Genomic DNA, 16,709 nt, shown 5'->3' with positions numbered 1-16,709 from the left:
GGGTAAAAGTTTTGCCATTGCGGGAGTGGAGCAATGGCCGCCTTGGATCAATCGCCCCAAATTGTGTGCGTCGTCGTGCGCGAAAATGTTGGCGACAAAGTGCAGGTGCGCGGGCGCGTGGTGAGCCCCGAGGCCGGCCAGGGCATCTACTCCCTGCATGTCGTGAGGTCGGGTCCGGCCGGATCATCCAACATCAAGATGGGCGGCCCGGTCACCTTCGACGCGAATACGGAGACTTATGTCGGTCTCGCCAATTTCAATGTGGATCCGAACGCCGACTACAAGACCGAATTCTCGGTTACGGTGAATTATCGGACCTACAATTGCTCGTTGCCAAACGGAGAGTCGAAATGAATTTCAAAGCATCTGCCTCGCTCACAGCGATGGCTTTGGCGACGTCGCTCGCCGCCTCATCCGCAAGCGCCCAGACACTCTTGGCGACGTCGCCCTATACGGACATTTCCCGCTATACGGACACCGGCGCCTATATCGTGAACGCGGCCGCGCCTGGCCTCGGCGGCAACAACGCGACGATCAATCAGAGCGGTAACAGCAACGTGGCCTCGAGCGATGTGACGCTCGGCGCGTTCCGGAGCGGCAATGTCACGTCGCAGGCGCAGGCCGGCACTGCCAACATCTCGACTGTGACGGCGAACGGCAATTCCAACACGCTGGTGACCAGTCAGAACGGCAACGGCAATACCTCGACGGTGACAGCAAACGGCAGTTCCAACGCGCTCCTGACCAACCAGTTGGGCGATAACAACACCTTCAATGTCACGGTCAACGGCAACGGCAATACCTATAGCGGCATCCAGTCCGGAAACGGGAATACCTATACGATCACGACTCCGAACGGGACCAGCAACAACAGCTACAGCTCCAATCAGACTGGCCAGAACTTGTCCTACAGCATCACGCAAACGGCCAGCAATCAGTCGGTCTCGGTCACCCAGACCGGGATCGGACGGAAATGATGCGGCTTCCCCGACGAGGCTCAACCGGGCTTGAGGTCGTTTAGCCGAGCGCTGGCTTCCTAAATTCAGCGTTAGGACTCTCCGCCGATTTCCGCGAGCTTGAGCGGAATGGACCGCAGGCAGGCGGATAGTCGCTGCCTTGGCGGGATGGCTGAAGCCGGCCGGGCGAATCGTAAATTTTTCGCTATTTTTTTGCAGGTTAGGCTGCCGTCAGTTGTCTTCTATCTAGTCGTTGGTGGGCGCGGGTTGCCGGGAAGTGCGGATCGCGCTGCGCTGACATGTGCGTTTTTGGGATAGGGGACGTCCGTGCCAGATCGTCGTGCTGACATCGCACGCAAATGCGATGGGCCTATCATTCAGGCGGCTGCGATAACGACCTATGGATTTTGTCCATGGCCGGTTTTCCCGCTTGGACTGCGGCCTGGAATGCTGGTTGCCGCCGCGATGCTGGTCGTTGCCGCGATGCTGGTTGTTGCGGCATGCGGGCGGGCGGGCGCAGGAACGTTGGTCTATCAGCCGGTCAATCCCTCATTCGGCGGCAATCCGAACAATGGTCCTAATCTGCTGGGCCTGGCTAACGCACAAAACATTCCGCTCGCCAATCAGACCGCAGCACAAGCCGCAGCTGCGGCCGCGCGCGGCAGCAGCAGTGGAAGCTCGGCCCTGACGCCAGGGCAGATCTTTGCGGCGCAGTTGCAGAGCCAGTTGCTCAGCTCATTCGCGAACCAGATCACCCAGGCGATTTTCGGCGCCAACGCCCAGACATCCGGCAATTTCAGCTTTGGAAGTACGTCGATTACGTTCGCAAAAGTCGGCAACCAGATCAACATCGCGATCAATGACGGCACCTCGATTACGAATATCGTGGTGCCGGCGGGGCCTTAGTTGATGAGCGCGCCGGTTTAATTCCGTGACGAGTTGTTTGCCGTGGCTTGGACTTCTTGGGCTCTGGGGGGTTGCGTAAGGTGCGCTTGGGTTGGTTCTTAATTGTCGTCGTGGGCTTGCTGGGCCTGGCCGGATGTGCTCCTCCACCCGCGCGCGAGTTTCTCGAGGAAGCGCCAACCGTAACGCTGCCTTCCGTGACGGCGGCGGAGCTTGAGACATTGCCGCGGGCGAAGCGCAAGGTCGATATCGCTGTCTATCAGTTTGCCGACCTGACCGGCAAAAATGAACCTAACGATAACCTAGCTGTTTTTTCACGTGCGGTGACGCAGGGCGGAACAGCTTTCGCCGTCGATGCACTGCGTCGCGCCGGCAACGGAAGCTGGTTCACCGTGGTCGAACGAACCGGCCTCGCAAGTCTTCTCCAGGAGCGTCAGCTCGTCACCGCAACCCGCAAGGAAATCGATGGAGACAACGCACGGCCGCTGCCGCCGCTTCACTTTGCGGGGTTGATCATTGAGGGCGGTATCATCGCCTTCGATGGCAACGTGGTGACCGGGGGGCTGGGTGCCAATTATCTCGGAATTGGTGGCGATGCAAAGTACCGCAAGGATACCGTGACTGTCGCCATGCGCGTGGTGTCGGTTCAGTCTGGACAGGTGCTGACCAGCGTCACAACCACAAAAACAGTCTATTCCGTGTCGGTTCAGGGCAGTGCGTTTAAATACGTCGCCGTAAACAAGCTACTTCAGGCGGAAGCAGGCATCACGCGTACCGAACCCACGCAACTCGCGGTCCGTCAGGCGATTGATCTGGCAGTTTATGCCACTGTTGTGGAGGGGGCACGCCGAAAGATCTGGCGATTTGCTGATCCCGTTGCCGAACGATCCATTGTTCAGAAATATCTGGCACAAGAAAAATACGAACCATGGGCGCCGGAACACCAGCAAGCCATTCCGGCGTCTCCTGTTGCTGCCGTTTCGCAAGGTCCTGTGCTTCGGGTCCACGGGAATGCCGATAAGCCTGACCCGGCAAATCTTCAGCCCCAAGGCGGCTTGACCTCCGCAGCGCCAGTCAGAAGACAGGCAGCGGATAGCGCATCAGCGCCAGGGATCATCGGAACAGGTGGCTGACGCCTTCTGGTTTTCCAAACGGTTGTGCCGGATATAGCTGCAGCCGTTTGCGGTTCTTTCGATCGGCGGCGAAGCGGAGGCCAACGAGTGGTCCCGTAGGTTTCTTAATTGACCTGCTGTTGCTGAGGACGTTGCTGGCCTCAACAAGAAGTTTGCTCGGTACGTGGTTGGGATAGGTTTACTAAGAAATATGTCATATCGCTATGATGTGTGGCTGCAAGGACATGAATTCGGCATCGCCAGGATGTCTCTTCCTGCAATCCAATCGAGGGATAAGATCATGAGTTCCAAAGCTCGTTTTTGTGTATTTGTCGCGATTGGTGCCCTCCTGTTTCTCGAACCGGGAACAGCACAAGCTCAGTCGCGCTGGCCAAACACCCAAAACGTTAACGAATGCACCCAGCTCAATGATCCGGATCAAACGCGACGCTGCATCGAGGCGTATCAGGGGGCGCAAACAGACCCAGTCGCTGCTCCCCGGACGCCGAGCACCCCCCTTCTGTTGCCGATGCCGAGTCAGCCGGCAACCTCACGCAGAATTCCGCCTCCGCCAGGTCGCTGAGACAGAAACCGCGCGGTCGTTGTCCGAGTCAATTTGTAGCTGCGCCCGAGCGAGTTTCCTTAGCGATCTGCTCAGATCTGATCGCCGCGCGATCCGTGCGAACCAATACAAGTTGGGGCAGCCCATAACTACGCGGACGCTTGCTGCGGGAATCTGCTGCCGGGGCGGTCAATTTCATTGCCAAAACGGCTTGAGAATAAAGAGTGCCTCAAATTGTCGCTGAGCTTTTTTATGAGACGTCGCCGATCACATCCGGCATGACTTCCATGAGGCGATCACGCTGTGGCGAGGGAGAATTTTCGTTGCAATTCCGAGGCGCACCAGCTCGCCAGCAAGCAGCCGCTAACTTGTGACGATTTGCGCAACGAACACGTCATCCTCGGCCCCGATCTCGGCGCGCTCCTGCCGCACAAGCCCAACCGTGCGGGGGCCACTGCCAACGATCCATTATCACAATATCGAACATCACTCGGTGTCAATGGATGAGCAAACGACACTTCAGCAGGCGACAAACAGTCATGAGCGCGAGCAACTGTAGCAGTTTGAGATTCTGCCAATCGCTGAGGTGACAGCGCTTGTCTCATTGGTGCGCATTGCCGCACTGCGGAAGCATATATTCGGTTTCTGCTCCTATCCTGGTCTACCGGCCCTATTCATGGTCTTGCCTTTCCGGCCCGCGCTTAGACAGCGCTGCAAACGGTGGCGGGCGGCGGAGTATGCACCGGCAAGACTGGCACCTTGACGGAAAACCGCATGACGATCGTCGCCCTTGGCGCTGCGGGCGAGGGATGGTGGACGGGAGACGGCGAGCCAGCCGGCGCTACGGCTGAATTCATCCGATACGGCATCCTTGCGAACGCGCGCGATCCATTCGACCCGACCGAGAAGGCATTTCGCGTGCATGGCAGTGACACGTTCGCGGCGAACACACCGTATCGTGGGCTATCACTTAAACGGGAGTACGGTCTGCGTCCTGGTCTACTCGCCGTGACTAATCTTTGGGAATGGGAGGACGACGGCAGCCAGGTTGCCGCGACGAAGGGCGCGCCTGAGGCCATTGCCGGTCTGTCCGGGCTCTCGCCCGATGATCACGCCCGGCTCGCCGATAAGGTCAACGAGATGGCGCGGCAGGGGATGCGGGTGTTCGGTGTTGCGATTGCCGAACTGCCGCGCGATATGGCGATGCCGGAAACGCCGCGCGATCTATCTTTCTGCTTTATCGGCCTCGTTGGGCTGGCCGATCCGCTGCGTCCGACCGTGCCGGCTGCTGTCCGCGAATGCCGCTCAGCCAGCATGCGGGTCGTGATGATTACCGGCGACTACATGGAGACACGGCGTGGGCGATCGCGGAACAAGCTGGACTGAACGCGAGCGACGTCGTGTCCAGCGCCGATCTTGACCGCATGAACGACGCCGAACTGGCTGTATGAGCCCGCAGTGCGACGGTGTTCGCACGCACGATACCGGAACAAAAGTTGCGCATAGTCCAAGCGCTCAAAGCCAACGGCGAAATTGTCGCGATGACGGGAGACGGGGGCAACGACGCGCCCTCGCTCAAGGCGGCGCATATCGGCTCGCGATGGGAGGCCGCGGAACCGACGTAGCCAAGGAGGCGGCAGCGTTCGTTCTGCTTGACGACGATTTGCCGCAATCGTTGCTGCCGTCCGCCTTGGCCGCCGCATCTACGACAATCTTCGCAAGGCGACGGCCTAAATCTTTGCGATCCACGTTCTGATCGCCGGCCTGCCTTGATCCCGCTTCTCTTTGGGTTGCCGCTTGTTTTCTGGCCGCTGCACATCGCCTTTCTCGAACTCGTCATCGATCCGATGTGTTCTATCGTATTCGATACGGAGGCAGAGGAGGCAGATGAACCGCCAGCCACGCGCGCCCGGGCAAACGCTCTTTGGGTCTCGGCATATCGCTTGGGAGCTAGTACAGGGTGCACTGATGCTGCTTTGGTCGCCAGTTTGTTCGCGCTTGCGCTGCGCCAGGGTTTGCAAGAGGCTGACGCGCGCGCGTTGACATTCACCACGCTCGTTGCGGCCAATCTCGGCTTCGTCCTCGTCAACCGTTCAAAGGGCGCCTCGCTGTGGGCGGTGTTCCGTCGGCGCAATCCGGCTTTGTGGTCGGCAACGGCGTCGACGGTCGCGATGCTTACCCTGGCAGTTGCCGCTCCATCGGCCCGCGAATTGTTTCATTTCGGGCCACTGCACCCTGACGACATCGCAGTCGCGCGCGGCTGCGGGGTCGCCATCCTCCTGCTGCTGGAAGGCCTCAAGCAGGGGCTCGGCGGGTTAAAGGGCAACCCCGCACGGACGCAGCAATATCGGGTCGGGTCATGGCGCTTGGCTTCACATGCTTCTCGCGTAGGATTTGCTGCCGGTAATCTGACGGGCTGACAAGGCCTGATATCCAGTCGATCCGCGATAGCCCTCGCCGGAAATTTCACGACTCTCTGTCGAAGAGGCCCTTGGATGTAGCCGGAGATCGTGTCCGTCGCCATGATGAGCGTCATGTCGAGGGTATGGATGTATCTGCTCGTCACCGATTGGCCCACCGGCGTGGCGATCGTGACCGCGGCGAAGTCGAGGTCGTCTATATTTGGGCCGAATTAAACGAGATGCGAACTTTCCCCGTGGCTTGATCTTGTTGAGATGAAATCTCCAGTCACGTCTTTGTGCATGCCTGTCCATCCCGAGACTTTGCAGGTTGGAAGCCGCTCAGTTGTCTTTAATAAGATTGTCGTGTTCCGGGATGTTGTTCACTCGGTCGGCAAAGAAATGATGGCTGTCGGTCGCAGGTGAGTGACCAGCGGAAAAACCGGCCCATTGTATTGGGCGAATAGAAAATCCCAAGGCATCGAAGCGGCCTTCCAACCGCAATCCGAGGCCGCGGCAATCCTGTCGGGGGCGTGTGCCGCGATGATCAGGAGCACCGAGCTTGTGACCTTGATCCAAACGCTCGCCGCCGCTGAGCAGGGCAGCTTTTCAAAGGCTGGACAGCAATGCAGCGTTCCCGCATCAACCATCAGCCGGCGCGTCCGCGCGCTCGAGACCCAGATCGGCGTCAAGCTCTTCACCCGTCACCGGCACGGGCTACGGCGCACCGTCGCCGGCGAGGGATTCATCGCGGAAATCCGCCGCGTGCTCAATGACCTCAATCTAGTGCTGGTCAACACCTCCGCCTCCAGGCGCGGACACAGCGGCTCGCTCCGGATCGGACTTTCTGTGTCGCCGTGGCGCGGCCGGTTGCGCGCGGCGCTCGCGGCCTATCGGGACAGGTTTCCCGCAGTGCAGATCCAATACACCGACGGCGAGCGCAAGGATCTGATGAAACGCCTCGATGCCGGCGCGATCGACATCGCGATCGTTGCCGATCACACCCGCCACGGCTCTCACGAAGTCATGGCGTTGTGGCGCGAGAATATCCTCGTGGCCATGCCAAGATCGCATCCGCTTGCCGGCAAGCGGCCGCTGGCGTGGGACGATCTGCGCAAGGAGCACGTCATCCTCGGCCGCGATCCGGGTCCCGATCTCGGCGAACTCCTGCTGCACAAGCTCAACCGCACGGGCCCGATGCCGACGATCCATCATCACAACATCGGGCATGACTTCTCGCTCAGTCTCATCGGGCTCGGACATGACGTGACACTGGTTTATGAATCCGACGCCAGCACGGAGCATTCCAGTATCGTCTACCGTCTGCTCACCGACGGACACACGCCAAGCCTCGTGCCGTTTTTTGCCTGCTGGATGCCCCACAACGACAATCCGGCGCTTCGGACCTTCCTCGACACGCTGCGCGAGCCGATGACAGACCGCTCCGATCCCGTCACGATCGGGGCGATTGATCAGCTGCGAACGGGACGGTCTTCCGCACCTTTCGGAACGCGCGATCCGTCGCCATGAAGCGGGCCAGCATCGGCGCGATCAGTTTGATCGGATCGGCCGACTGCCCTGTGTCACGCGTCAGCACCTCGGCATAGGCAAGAAGATCGCGATGCACGGAAGCGGGCAATTCGATGGTGAGCTTGATCGGCTTGTCGTCCGGTAGCGCTCCGAGCTTGAGCTTGCTCATTGTCATCCTCATCAGACTTTATAAGGCGCAAGGACCAGGTCGCGGTTGACGATGACGCGCACCGGAAATCCCGGCCGGATGGTCAGCGTCGGCTGCACGTTGAGTTGCCGCCGCACCAGGGTCTGGCCGCTCTGGTTGATGGTGTCCTGGCTGCCGGTTCTGAGCGCTCGCACCAGCGAGTTGTCGCCGCTGAGAACCAGTTCGCTGCCGATGCCAAGAAGCGTGGAGATCGCAGCCGCCCCGAGCAGGTTGCCCCAATGGTAATCGACGCCATCTTCGAGACCCGCATAACCCGCGCGGTCCGCGACCGATTGCCGCTCCAGCACGATCGATCGGCCATTCGGCATGATAATGCGATTCCACACCAGGAGCACACGCGACTGCCCGAAGGAGATCTGGCTGTCGTATTGCCCGATCAGCCGCGCACCCTGCGGCACCAGGAGATATTTGCCGGACGGACTGTCATAGACGTTCTCCGTGACCTGCGCGGTGATCTCGCCCGGCAGATCCGAGCGGATGCCAGTGATGAGCGCCGCCGGGATCACCACACCGGCCTGGACGATGTAGCGCGATGCGGGACGCTCAAGCCGGTCTGGGCTCACCGTGCGCTTGTCGGGCACGGCATTGGCGAAGGCGAGCTTGCGGTCCTGCATGTTCTGCAACGAATCCGGATCGAGCGGCGGTTTGGTGTCAGGCGGAAGCGCGTTCGCCGGCGATGCCGCGGGCGTCGTGGCGGCGGACGCGATGGCCTGGCGCACGTTGGTCGAGGCGAACACGCGGCTGACGCGGGCCGCCTCATTCTCCTGCACGATCCGCTGTTCACCTGGATCGAGCCCGGTCGCACCGCCCTGGGCGCCCAGAATGGGCCGGCCAAGATCGCCGGGAAGGGGAGGTCCGAGTTGCGGGACTGTCCGCGGCGGCGGCGCTTCCTGCGGCAGGCCGGTGTAGTCTTTCGGCAGCCTCGCAAGTTCGTCCGCGGTGGTCTTGTGGTCGGTTGAGTAGAGCTCAGTGCCGTTGCCGGTTCGCATACCGCGCGATTGCAGCGCGTAGATCATCGCGCCCAGCACGGCGATGCCGACCACGCTCCCGAGAGCGGCCAGTACTTTTCTGGAAAGTCGCGTCACGCGAGGCGGCTCCGGATGCAGCCGCAACTGCGCGGCCAGCGCATCGTCGGGATGGGAGTGCTGATCGCTCACCACAACCTCCATCCGTCGGTGCGAATGATGCGGACTTTCTGCTGGTTGTCGCCGCCGAGGCGAAGTTCGGCCGCCGCGAACAGCCGGTCGACGATGTAGTAGTTCTGCCGCGTGCGGTAGTTGACGAGTTCGGTCGCGCCATCGCTGCCGATCACGAACAGCGGCGGCATCTCGCCCTGGCTGATGCCCCGAGCGAATTCGATATAGACTTTGGCGCCGTCATCGAACACCTGCGTCGGCCGCCACGGCGGCGCGTCGCCCTCGATCGCGTAGCGGAAGCGCAGCTTGCCCAAGTCAATGCCGCTGTCGATCGGCGCCGCAGCATCCGCCTGTTCGTTCTGCCGGCGCAGCGCGATCAACTGGTCTTGTGGATATTGCCACGACACCGAGGCCATGTAGGTTTTCTCCGTGGAGCGCAACTCCATCAGATAGGTTCGCCGGTCGGTGTTGATGACGAGATTGGTGGTGAGATCCGGCCGCGTCGGCTTTGCCAGGATGTGAATCCGTTTGGTCGCACCTGTCCCGCTTTCAGTGTCGCCGATCACCCAGCGCACCGTGTCGCCCGCGGCGACCGGACCCGATCCCACCAGTTGCTCGCCATCCTGCAACGCGATGTCGGTGACTTGTCCCGGCGCGGTATAGACCTGATAGAGCGCGCCCTCGACAAAGGGATAGACCTGCACGGCGTTGAGATAGCCGTGACGTGTCGGCTGCACCCGCGCGGCGTCATTGGCCTTGGCGACCCGCTCCTTCGGATCCTTCGGCTCGGGTTTCGCCGTGGTCTTTCCCGGCAACGGCTTGAGCTGGCCGGGAAGGGGCAGGGGTTTCGGTAGTTCGACCACCTGGACAGGCTTCGGCGGGTCGGCCTGCAGCACCGCCGGCTCGAGATCGTCATAGCCGATCTGCGGCGGCTTCCAGGTGTTGGCGCAACCCGCGGCCGGCAACGTGCATATAATAATGTGAAGAAGGGTGCGGGGTCGCATCAGCCAAGCTCCTTTGACCAGTTGAGGGCGTGAATGAAGACCCCGAGCGGGTTGCGGCGCAGCTTTTCCGTGTCGCGCGGGGTCTCGATGACGATGGTGAGAATGGCGGTCCAGCGTTCGGTCGCGGCGAGAGAGCCGTTCTCGTAGCGGCGCTCAGTCCAGGCGATCCGGAACGAGTCCGATGAAGCCCGGATCACGCTGGAGACATCGACCGCGACCTGGCTCTTGCCGACCTTGGCGAAGGGATCGTTGGTGCGCGCATAGTCGTTGAGCGCCAGCGCGCCGCGATCGGTGACGAAGTCGTAGGCCGACAGCCAGTTCTGCCGCACGATGACGGGATCGACCGGGATCGCGCGCACCTGCTCGATGAAACGCGCCAGGTGCCAGGCGATCTGTGCATCGGTCGGCTTGTAGTCGGCGACCGCTGGTGCCACCGCCTGCGCCTGGCCGAACTGATCGACCTGCACCACCCAGGGCACGACGGTGCCGCGTGTCGCATGCCAGACCAGACCACCCGCGAGACCGGCCGCGAGCGCGAGATTGCCGAAGGCGATCAGCCGCCAGTTGCGGGCCTGGACTCGCGCCGAGCCGATGCGCTCGTCCCAGACCTGGGCTGCCTTCTGATACGGCGTCTCGGGCGCGGGCGTCTTGCCGTAACGGACACTCGGTCGGCGGAACAGAGTCATGCGCGGTCATCCTGATTGAGAGGAACGGAATTCGAGCCGCCGCCGTGGTCGCCGGAGCGCACGGCATGAATGGCGGCGGAGGCGCCATGCTTAATGGTCTGGCTGCCGGCCTGGCGCTGCGCCCAGGCAGGTGGGCCGCTTGAAGTCGACGCGGTTGAGGCCGGCGATAGTCCTGCGGCTGATGCCACGCCGCGTGTGCTGGCACCGATTGCACCGCCGGCAACGCCCACGGCGCCGCTTGCCGCCATTGCGCCGGCGACGCCAAGTCCGCCTGCGGCCACAGCAGTCCCGACCGCGGCGCCCGCGCCGAGCTGCGGCGCGCCCGACACAAGCCCCGCGGCGATCGAGGGCGCGAAGATGCCGAGCCCGAACAGCGCCAGCGCCGCCAGCATGATCGCGAGCGCGTCCTCGATGGTCGGCTGGTTGCCGCCGAATCCTTGAGTGAATTCGCTGAACAGAGACGTGCCGATACCGACGATAACGGCGAGCACCAGGACCTTGACGCCGGAGGCGACGACATTGCCGAGCACTTTTTCGGCGAGGAACGAGGTCTTGTTGAACAGGGCGAACGGGATCAGCACGAAGCCCGCAAGCGTCGTCAGTTTGAATTCGATCAGCGTCATAAAGAGCTGCACCGCCAGGATGAAGAAGGCGATGACCACGACCAGAAACGCCACCAGCAGCACGAAGATCTGGACGAAGTTGGTGAAGAAGGAGACGTAGCCCATCAGGCCGGAGGCGGCGTCGAGCAGCGGCTTGCCGGCGTCGACGCCGACTTGCGCCAGTTTCCCCGGCCGCAGAAAATCCGCCGACGACAGCGCCGAGCCCGACGCCTTGAGCCCCAATTGGGAGAAGCTCTCGAACACCACGCGGCACAGCGAATTGAAGTTGCCGATGATGAAGGCGAAGAAGCCGATATAGAGCGTCTTCTTGATCAGCCGTGCGATGACGTCTTCGTCCGCGGCCATCGCCCAGAACAGGCCGGCCAGCGTGATGTCGATCGCAATCAGGGTGGCGCTGAGATACTGGACATCGCTGCCGAGCAGGCCGAAGCCGGAATCGATGTAGCGGGTGAAGACGTCGAGGAAATGATCGATCACGCCGGTGTTGTTCATGGTTATTTCCCCGATGGTGTTGGCAGGATGCGCTTGCGGGCTTCCGCCCAGGCGCTTTTGCAGTCGGCGTCGTCGGCGGCGACCTTCGGGTCGAGCGCGCTGCAACGCACGAGCCGGCCATCGAGTGCGCTAGGCTCGGTGGCATGGCCAATCGCGGCCTCCGGCCCGCAGCGCAGCGGCACGCTGCAGCCCGCAACACAGGCAGCGAGAAGGATCGTAATGGCCACGCGGGTGCGCATTGGCGTTACCCTTCAATGAAACATCTGGACGGATTGCGGCTGATAGCCCCGGCCGCCAGTCAGGAAGCGGCGGACCTGTTCGCGCGCCTGGTCCTCGCCTGCTGCTTGCCGGGCTTGTTCGACCGACTGCGCCCGGCCTTGCGCCGCCATCAGCGCGGTGAGATCGGCGAGCTGCCGCGCCTGCACCGCGAGCAGTTGATTGCCGGCCTGGCTGACCTGCAGCACGCCGACCGCCGACTGGCTGGCACCGACCAAGGTGTCGGTGTGGGCTTGCGTCGCGGGAAGGTTATTCACCGTGGCGGCGCCGATGCTCATCGAATGCTGAAACGCCGACACCGATGTCTGCCAGCGGTCACGCGCGCCGTTGATCAACTGCTGATCGCTCTGCGATGCGCCAAAGCCCTGATACTTCTGAAACGTCTGCTCGATCGCCTGCACGTCATAGGCGATCTTGTCGACCTGCCGGAGCAGGTTCTGGGTCTGGGTGAAGGTGCGATCGATGTCGTTGAGCAGCGACGTCGGCAAGCTGGTCAGATGCCGCGCCTGGTTGAGCAGCATCTGGGTCTGGTTCTGGATCGCCGTGAGCTGATTGTCGATCTGCCTGAGCGTATTCGCCGCGGTCATCAGGTTCTGGCTGTAGTTCGACGGATCGAACACCGCGATCTGGGCTGACGATGGCGTGGCCGCGAAGAGGGAGGCGGCGAGAGCGGCGATTGCGGCAAGCGAACGGATGCGGGTCATGGGGATGGCTCCGGGGTGAAGGTGGGAAGGAGATCGGCCGCCCAGGCGTTGCCCTTGCGCCGCAGCCAGGCCGCGGCGAAGCCGTCGCGTCCGTGTTCGGCGACAAGTTCGGCAATGGTGACCTGGTCGGTCTTGGAGGAGGCCGCGACGAAGGCGAGCGCGGCGTCGCCGAGGCCCAATTCAAACAGCCGGTTGCCGCGGCGGGATTGGCAGTAGTAGTCGCGTTTCGGCGTGGCCCGGCTGACGATCTCGATCTGGCGGTCGTTGAGCCCGAAGCGGCGATAGACCGCCGTGATCTGTGGCTCGATTGCGCGCTCGTTCGGCAGGAACAGCCGGGTCGGGCAGCTCTCGATGATGGCGGCGGCAATCGCGCTATCCTCGATGTCGGCGAGCGACTGGGTAGCGAACACCACCGAGGCATTTTTCTTGCGCAGGGTCTTCAGCCATTCACGCAATTGCTGGGCGAAGCGGATGTCGTCGAGCGCTAGCCAGCCTTCGTCGATAATCAGAAGCGTCGGCGAGCCGTCGAGCCGGCCTTCAATGCGGTGGAACAGATAGGAGAGCGTGGCCGATGCAGCCGCGCTGCCGATCAGCCCTTCGGTCTCGAAGGCCTGCACCGGAGCATCGCCGAGATGCTCGGCTTCGGCATCGAGCAGCCGCCCGAACGGACCGCCGAGACAATAGGGACGCAGCGCCTGCTTCAGCGCACTGGATTGCAGCAGCACCGACAGACCCGTGAGGGTCCGCTCGCTTGGCGGTGCGGAGGCCAGCGAGGTCAGCGCCGTCCACAGATGTTCCTTGGCTTCAGGCGTGACGGTGATGCCCTCCCGCGCGAGGATCGCCGCGATCCATTCCGCCGCCCAGCCACGTTCGGCCGCATCATCGATGGCCGCCAGCGGCTGCAGGGTGACGGAGGCGGCGCTGTCGTCCGACAGCGCGCCGCCGAGATCGTGCCAGTCGCCGCCCATCCCGATCGCTGCGGCGCGGATCGAGCCGCCGAAATCGAACGCGAAGATCTGGTTGCGTTCGTAACGGCGGAACTGCAGCGCCATCAGCGCCAGCAGTACCGACTTGCCGGCGCCGGTCGGTCCGACGATCAGGGTGTGGCCGACATCGCCGACATGGAGAGAGAACCGGAACGGGGTCGCGCCTTCGGTCTTGGCGAAGAACAGCGGGGGTGAACCGAGATGCTCGTCCCGTTCCGGCCCCGCCCACACCGCGGACAGCGGAATCATGTGGGCGAGATTGAGGGTGGAGACCGGCGGCTGCCGGACGTTGGCGTAGACATGGCCGGGCAGGGAGCCAAGCCAGGCCTCGATCGCATTCACCGTCTCGACCATGCAGGTGAAGTCGCGGCCCTGGATCACCTTCTCGACAAGACGGAGTTTCTCATCGGCTGTGGCGGGGTCGGTGTCCGACACCGTGATGGTGGCGGTGACATAGGCCTGGCCGATCATGTCGCTGCCGAGTTCCTGCAAGGCAGCATCGGCATCGGCGGCCTTGTTGGCGGCGTCCGTATCCAGCAGCGTCGAGGCCTCGTTGGTCATCACCTCCTTCAGGATCGCCGCGACGCTCTTTCGTTTGGCGAACCATTGCCGGCGGATCTTGGTGAGCAGCCTGGTGGCATCCGTCTTGTCGAGCATGATGGCGCGCGTCGACCAGCGATACGGAAAGGCCAACTGATTGAGTTCATCGAGCACGCCCGGATAGGTCGCGGTCGGAAACCCGATCACACTGAGCGTGCGCAGATGCTGCGCCCCCAATCTCGGCTCAAGTCCGCCGGTCATGGGTTCATCCACCAGCAGCGCATCGATCTGCATCGGGATCTCGGGGACACGGACGCGATGACGTTTGGTCGAGATGCAGGCGTGCAGATAGGTCAGCGTTTCCGCGTCATCGAGCCACGCCGCGTCGGGCACGAAGCCTTCGATCAGTTGCAACACGCGAGAGGTGCGATCGACGAAGCCGCGCAGCACTTCATGGCCGTCGACGCCGGTGCGGGCACGGCCCTCGTAGAGCCAGGCCTCGGCGCGGGCGGCGTCCTCCGCCGGCGGCAGCCAGCACAGCGTCAGGAAATACGCGCTCTCGAAATGCGATCCCTGTTCCTCGAATTGCGCACGGCGTTCCATATCGACAAGCGCCGAAACCGCATCGGGAAAGCGGCTGTCGGGATAGCGGTTGGCGGGATTGCGCTGCGCCTCGACGAAGATCGCCCAGCCGGAGCCGAGCCGACGAAGTGCGTTGTTCAGCCGCGCCGTGGTGCCGACGAGTTCGGCGGGTGTTGCGCTGTCCAGATCCGGCCCGCGAAACCGCGCGGTGCGCTGGAAGCTGCCGTCCTTGTTGAGGACGACGCCGGGCGCAATCAATGCAGCCCAGGGCAGGAAGTCCGCGAGGAGAGCAGGGCGTTTGCGATATTCAGCGAGGTTCATCATCACAGCACCTCACGAGCCAAAATGCGCGGGGTAGCGCAGGTGACGGCGCACCACGTCGACGAATTGCGCGTCGCGCTTGGCGGCCCAGACCGCGGCCGCGTGACCGATCGCCCAGAGCAGCAGCCCCGGAATCCATAAGCGCAGGCCGAGACCGAGCGCGGCGGCCAGCGTGCCGTTGGCGATCGCTACCGTGCGGGGCGCGCCGCCGAGCAGGATCGGATCGCTGAGGGAGCGACGCACGGGCGCGGTGAAACCGGCGATGGGTTCATTGGGCTCGGCCATCAGATCACCGCCCCGCCGCCGAACGAGAAAAACGACAAGAAGAAGCTTGAGGCCGCGAAGGCGATCGAGAGCCCGAACACGATTTGGATCAGCCGCCGGAAGCCGCCCGAGGTGTCGCCAAACGCCAGTGTGAGACCCGTGGTGACGATGATGATCACCGCGATGATCTTCGCGACCGGGCCTTCGACCGATTGCAGGATCTGGTTGAGCGGCTGCTCCCACGGCATGTTGGAGCCGGCGGCGTGCGCAGGCAGCGTGGTCGCCGCGAACACAAGGATCGCCGGGAGGAGCGCGAGCAAATGACGAGACTTGGGGCGAATGGACATCATGTGCGGTCACTTTCGGGATTGGCTTCGTGGGTGCTGGAGAGGAGGACGTAGTCGCCGTTCGGCGCGAGTTCGCGCACGGCCGCCAGTTCAGCAACGCGGCGTTTGGAGCCGCGGCCGGCGAGCACGACGATGAGATTGATGGTCTCGGCGATCAGCGCGCGAGGCACGGTGATCACCGCTTCCTGGATCAGTTGTTCGAGCCGGCGCAGCGCGCCGATCGCGCTTCCTGCGTGAATCGTGCCGATGCCCCCGGGGTGTCCCGTTCCCCAGGCTTTCAGAAGTTCAAGCGCCTCAGCGCCGCGCACCTCGCCGACGGGGATGCGATCCGGCCGGAGGCGCAATGACGAACGCACCAGATCGGAGAGCGTGGCGACGCCGTCCTTGGTGCGCAGCGCGACAAGATTGGGCGCGGCGCATTGCAGCTCGCGGGTGTCCTCGATCAGCACCACGCGATCGGACGTCTTGGCGACTTCAGCGAGCAGCGCATTGACCAACGTGGTCTTGCCCGTCGAGGTGCCGCCGGCGACCAGGACGTTCTTTCGCTTCTCGACCGCGAGCCGCAGCAGCTCAGCCTGCTTCGGCCGCATGATGCCGGCCGCGACATAATCGTCGAGGGTGAACACCGCGACCGCCGGCTTGCGAATGGCGAAGGTCGGTGCGGCGACGACCGGCGGGATCAATCCCTCGAAACGCTCACCGGTCTCCGGCAGTTCAGCGGACACGCGCGGGGAGGCGGGATGGACTTCGACGCCGACATGGTGCGCGACAAGGCGCACGATGCGTTCGCCATCCGCAGGGGAAAGCCGCTCACCCGTGTCCTCGAGGCCGCCCTTCAGGCGATCGATCCAGAGCCGGCCGTCGGGATTGAGCATCACCTCGACGACGGAGGCGTCCTGCAGATAAGTCGCGATGGCTGGGCCAAGCGCGGTGCGCAGCATCCGCGCCCCGCGCGAGGCGGAGTCATTGTTGTGTCCGGTCCCAGCCATCGCGTCCCCCAAGAGGCGCGGCGAGAATTCGCCGAGCGCCGGGGATGAATACAAAAGGCATCATCGGGAGCGGAGCAACAAGCCAGTCG

General features: G+C 63.0%; 19 protein-coding genes. 8 read left to right on the top strand and 11 right to left on the bottom strand.

All coding sequences use genetic code 11. From position 1 onward, the window contains the following. Positions 1-33 precede the first annotated feature (33 nt). The 8 genes from csgH (at position 34) to HNQ36_RS08715 (ending at position 7,462) form a co-directional block, all read left to right on the top strand. Positions 34-354 (top strand): curli-like amyloid fiber formation chaperone CsgH, encoded by a 321-nt coding sequence (csgH, locus tag HNQ36_RS08750; protein WP_024921580.1) that lies wholly within the window; start codon positions 34-36, stop codon positions 352-354. Continuing rightward, entirely contained in the window at positions 351-977 is a 627-nt protein-coding gene (locus tag HNQ36_RS08745; protein WP_024921579.1) for a hypothetical protein, read from the top strand. The genes csgH and HNQ36_RS08745 overlap by 4 nt, the downstream gene beginning before the upstream one ends. 306 nt (positions 978-1,283) lie before the next feature. Continuing rightward, on the top strand, positions 1,284-1,862 hold the full coding sequence (locus HNQ36_RS08740; RefSeq protein WP_347339950.1) for a curli assembly protein CsgF: 579 nt from the start codon (positions 1,284-1,286) through the stop codon (positions 1,860-1,862). Positions 1,863-1,942: 80 nt separating this feature from the next. Then, positions 1,943-2,992: a CsgG/HfaB family protein gene (locus tag HNQ36_RS08735; protein ID WP_152544213.1), complete on the top strand. Its 1,050-nt coding sequence runs from the start codon at positions 1,943-1,945 to the stop codon at positions 2,990-2,992. Between the two features lie 1,315 nt (positions 2,993-4,307). Next, positions 4,308-4,919, top strand: a complete 612-nt coding sequence (locus HNQ36_RS08730) for a cation-translocating P-type ATPase (RefSeq protein ID WP_184083871.1) — start codon at positions 4,308-4,310, stop codon at positions 4,917-4,919. 80 nt (positions 4,920-4,999) lie between these two features. Next, complete coding sequence (locus HNQ36_RS26645) at positions 5,000-5,158, top strand: HAD family hydrolase (protein ID WP_081758546.1); 159 nt, start codon at positions 5,000-5,002, stop codon at positions 5,156-5,158. Between the two features lie 144 nt (positions 5,159-5,302). Then, on the top strand, positions 5,303-5,953 hold the full coding sequence (locus tag HNQ36_RS08725; protein WP_210311954.1) for a cation transporting ATPase C-terminal domain-containing protein: 651 nt from the start codon (positions 5,303-5,305) through the stop codon (positions 5,951-5,953). 543 nt (positions 5,954-6,496) lie between these two features. After that, a complete protein-coding gene (locus HNQ36_RS08715; RefSeq protein ID WP_210311953.1) occupies positions 6,497-7,462 on the top strand; it encodes a LysR substrate-binding domain-containing protein in 966 nt (321 codons plus the stop codon). On the opposite strand, the gene HNQ36_RS08710 is transcribed toward HNQ36_RS08715, so the two are convergent. Genes HNQ36_RS08710 through trbB form a run of 11 tightly spaced genes read right to left on the bottom strand, consistent with a single transcriptional unit; the run spans position 7,386 to position 16,620 of the window. Next, complete coding sequence (locus HNQ36_RS08710) at positions 7,386-7,631, bottom strand: DUF2274 domain-containing protein (protein WP_024921573.1); 246 nt, start codon at positions 7,629-7,631, stop codon at positions 7,386-7,388. The two genes, HNQ36_RS08715 and HNQ36_RS08710, sit on opposite strands and share 77 nt — an antisense overlap. Positions 7,632-7,642: 11 nt before the next feature. After that, the gene (locus HNQ36_RS08705) at positions 7,643-8,839 is read right to left on the bottom strand and encodes a TraB/TrbI/VirB10 family type IV secretion system protein (RefSeq protein WP_184083865.1); all 1,197 of its coding nucleotides are present in this window, start codon (positions 8,837-8,839) and stop codon (positions 7,643-7,645) included. Continuing rightward, positions 8,824-9,810, bottom strand: coding sequence for a P-type conjugative transfer protein TrbG (trbG, locus tag HNQ36_RS08700; RefSeq protein WP_024921571.1), 987 nt, complete (start codon positions 9,808-9,810; stop codon positions 8,824-8,826). The genes HNQ36_RS08705 and trbG overlap by 16 nt, the downstream gene beginning before the upstream one ends. Continuing rightward, a complete protein-coding gene (gene trbF, locus HNQ36_RS08695; RefSeq protein WP_024921570.1) occupies positions 9,810-10,496 on the bottom strand; it encodes a conjugal transfer protein TrbF in 687 nt (228 codons plus the stop codon). Before trbF ends, trbG begins: the two co-directional genes overlap by 1 nt. Then, positions 10,493-11,611 (bottom strand): P-type conjugative transfer protein TrbL, encoded by a 1,119-nt coding sequence (trbL, locus tag HNQ36_RS08690; protein WP_184083863.1) that lies wholly within the window; start codon positions 11,609-11,611, stop codon positions 10,493-10,495. Before trbL ends, trbF begins: the two co-directional genes overlap by 4 nt. Positions 11,612-11,613: 2 nt before the next feature. Beyond that, positions 11,614-11,850 (bottom strand): putative entry exclusion protein TrbK-alt, encoded by a 237-nt coding sequence (gene trbK-alt, locus HNQ36_RS08685; RefSeq protein ID WP_184083861.1) that lies wholly within the window; start codon positions 11,848-11,850, stop codon positions 11,614-11,616. Positions 11,851-11,862: 12 nt separating this feature from the next. After that, complete coding sequence (gene trbJ, locus HNQ36_RS08680; RefSeq protein WP_184083859.1) at positions 11,863-12,591, bottom strand: P-type conjugative transfer protein TrbJ; 729 nt, start codon at positions 12,589-12,591, stop codon at positions 11,863-11,865. Beyond that, positions 12,588-15,023: a conjugal transfer protein TrbE gene (gene trbE / locus HNQ36_RS08675; protein ID WP_184083857.1), complete on the bottom strand. Its 2,436-nt coding sequence runs from the start codon at positions 15,021-15,023 to the stop codon at positions 12,588-12,590. The genes trbJ and trbE overlap by 4 nt, the downstream gene beginning before the upstream one ends. Before the next feature lie 9 nt (positions 15,024-15,032). Continuing rightward, the gene (locus tag HNQ36_RS08670) at positions 15,033-15,305 is read right to left on the bottom strand and encodes a VirB3 family type IV secretion system protein (RefSeq protein ID WP_184083855.1); all 273 of its coding nucleotides are present in this window, start codon (positions 15,303-15,305) and stop codon (positions 15,033-15,035) included. Beyond that, positions 15,305-15,631, bottom strand: coding sequence for a TrbC/VirB2 family type IV secretion system protein (locus HNQ36_RS08665; RefSeq protein ID WP_184084144.1), 327 nt, complete (start codon positions 15,629-15,631; stop codon positions 15,305-15,307). Before HNQ36_RS08665 ends, HNQ36_RS08670 begins: the two co-directional genes overlap by 1 nt. After that, positions 15,631-16,620, bottom strand: coding sequence for a P-type conjugative transfer ATPase TrbB (gene trbB / locus HNQ36_RS08660; protein WP_184083853.1), 990 nt, complete (start codon positions 16,618-16,620; stop codon positions 15,631-15,633). The genes HNQ36_RS08665 and trbB overlap by 1 nt, the downstream gene beginning before the upstream one ends. Between the last annotated feature and the right edge of the window lie 89 nt (positions 16,621-16,709).

It is taken from the genome of Afipia massiliensis (assembly GCF_014203115.1).
Classification (GTDB): Bacteria; Pseudomonadota; Alphaproteobacteria; order Rhizobiales; family Xanthobacteraceae; genus Afipia; species Afipia massiliensis.
This window is presented reverse-complemented; position numbering and strand designations above follow the sequence as displayed.